Source organism: Nocardia sp. NPDC060220 (assembly GCF_042727815.1).
Taxonomy (GTDB): domain Bacteria; phylum Actinomycetota; class Actinomycetes; order Mycobacteriales; family Mycobacteriaceae; genus Nocardia.
The window spans coordinates 1-2,312 of sequence record NZ_JBHWZY010000998.1; the positions used below are offsets into that span (position 1 = coordinate 1).

General features: G+C 68.5%; 2 protein-coding genes. Both read right to left on the reverse strand.

What is annotated here, in order from left to right:
* Positions 1-591: RNase adapter RapZ (locus tag ACFWF3_RS32785; protein ID WP_379317756.1), on the reverse strand; the 591-nt coding region annotated here is incomplete at its 3' end.
* Positions 592-712: 121 nt separating this feature from the next.
* On the reverse strand, positions 713-2,312 hold a 1,600-nt coding region (gene uvrC / locus ACFWF3_RS32790), incomplete at its 5' end, for an excinuclease ABC subunit UvrC (protein ID WP_379317758.1).

Here is a 2,312-nt window from a genome sequence, read left to right on the forward strand (position 1 = left end):
GGACTGCACAGTCAGTTGCAGTGCGGCTGGCGCGCCCGCGCCGTATGCCTCCTCCAGCTTGCGGTGCAGCTGGTGGATCGAGAGCTCAGTGGTGTCGATGACGAGGTCGGCGGCCCCCTTGACCGGGGCCAGCCTGGCTCGTTCGGCGGTCAGACCGGCCGAGAGCGTCCCGTCGGGGCTGTCGCTCTGCAGCGGATGACGGCGCCGGGCGAAGCCGAACCGCCGGATCAGCACGTCGTCGGAGGCCTCGAGGAACAGCACTCTGGTGCGGATGCCGGCGCCGCGCAACTGCTCGGTGACACCGGAGAGCTCGCCGGTGAAGAACCGGCTGCGCACGTCCATGACCAGCGCGAGCCGCCGGATCGGCGGGTCGGCCGCGGCGCCCAGCTCGATCATTCGCCCGATCAGCTCGGGCGGTAGGTTGTCGGTCACGTACCAGCCGAGGTCCTCCAGCACGCGCGCGGCAGTGCCGCGGCCCGCGCCGGACAAGCCGGTCACGATGACCACTTCTACTGGTTGCTGTGTGTCGGTGACCGTCCCGGATTGCCCGGGTGCCGCCCCCGCATTGTTATTCGATTCGACGCGTGTCATGTCCTACCGGATCCGTTTCTGGGTGCCTTTCGATCATCCCGCACCGGCTCGGGTATCGGGCGCAGACACACAACGTACGGCACACGCAATGTTGCGTCCTGCGATACCGGCCGTCGGCGGGTTACGGACTGTTGAGTGCCGCGAGCACCGCTTTCGCCGTCGAGACCCCGATACCGGGCACCGAGGTGATCTCCTCGACAGTCGCGTCCTTGATTCTGGCGACCGAGCCGAAGTGGGTGACCAAGGCGGTTCGCCTCGTCTCACCGAGGCCCGGCACCGAATCCAGCGCCGACGCCGTCATCCGGCGTGAGCGTTTGCTGCGGTGGAAGGTGATGGCGAAGCGGTGGGCTTCGTCGCGCACGCGTTGCAGCAGGAACAGCGCCTCGCTGTTACGCGGCATGATCACCGGGTCGGCTTCGCCGGGCACCCAGACCTCTTCGAGGCGTTTGGCCAGACCGATCACCGCGACATCGGTGATGCCGAGTTCGTCGAGGACCTCGGCGGCGGCGGCGACCTGGGGTGCGCCGCCGTCGACGACGTAGAGGTTGGGCGGGTAGGCGAAGCGGCGCGGTCGGCCGGTGGTGGGGTCGATGCCGGGGCGTGAGGCGGGTTCGTCGACCTCGTCGGGTTCGATCTCCACGGGTTGTTCGCGGTCGCGGGCGAGCCGGGCGAAGCGGCGGCGGGTCACCTCCGCGATGCTGCCGACATCGTCGGAGCGGCCGTCGCCCGCGGCTTCCTTGATCGCGTAGTGGCGGTAGTCGGACTTGCGGGCCAGGCCGTCTTCGAAGACCACCAGCGAGGCGACGACGTCGGTGCCCTGCACGTGGCTGATGTCGACGCATTCGATCCGCAGCGGGGCGCTGTCGAGTTCGAGTGCATCCTGAATGTCTTGCAGCGCTTGCGATCTCGACGTGAGGTCACCGGCCCGGCGGAGCTTGTGCTGAGCCAGCGCCTCGGCGGCGTTGCGCTGCACCGTCTCGGCGAGAGCCTTCTTGTCGCCGCGCTGCGGGATGCGCAGCGAGACCGCGGAGCCGCGCATCTTGCTGAGCCACTCCCCGATCTCCTCGGCGTCGGCGGGCAGTTCGGGGACCAGCACTTCCCGTGGGACGACGATGGCGGCGTCACCGTTCTGGTCCGCCATGGCGGCCTGCTCGCCGTAGAACTGGGTGAGGAACTGTTCCACCAGGGCAGCCATCTCGGTTCCCGATTCCGCGACATCGAGCGCGTCGCCGGATTTGTCGACGACCCAGCCGCGCTGGCCGCGGACGCGTCCGTCGCGGACGTGAAAGATCTGGACCGCGGCTTCCAATTCGTCGGTGGCGAAGGCGATCACATCGGCGTCGGTGCCGGTGCCGAGCACCACGGCCTGCTTTTCGAGGGCGCGGCGCAGTGCCTGCACGTCGTCGCGCAAGCGGGCGGCGTTCTCGAAGTCGAGGTCTTCGGCGGCCTCGTGCATGCGGCGTTCGAGTGCGCGCACCATCTTGTCGGTCTTGCCGGACAGGAAGTCGCAGAAGTCCTCGACGATCTGGCGGTGCTCGTCGGCGCTGACCCGGCCCACGCACGGCGCGGAACACTTGTCGATATAGCCGAGCAGGCACGGACGCCCGATCTGGCTGTGCCGCTTGAAGACTCCGTTGGAGCAGGTTCGCGCGGGGAACACCCGCAGCAACAGGTCGAGGGTCTCGCGAATCGCCCAGGCGTGCGCGTAAGGACCGAAGTAG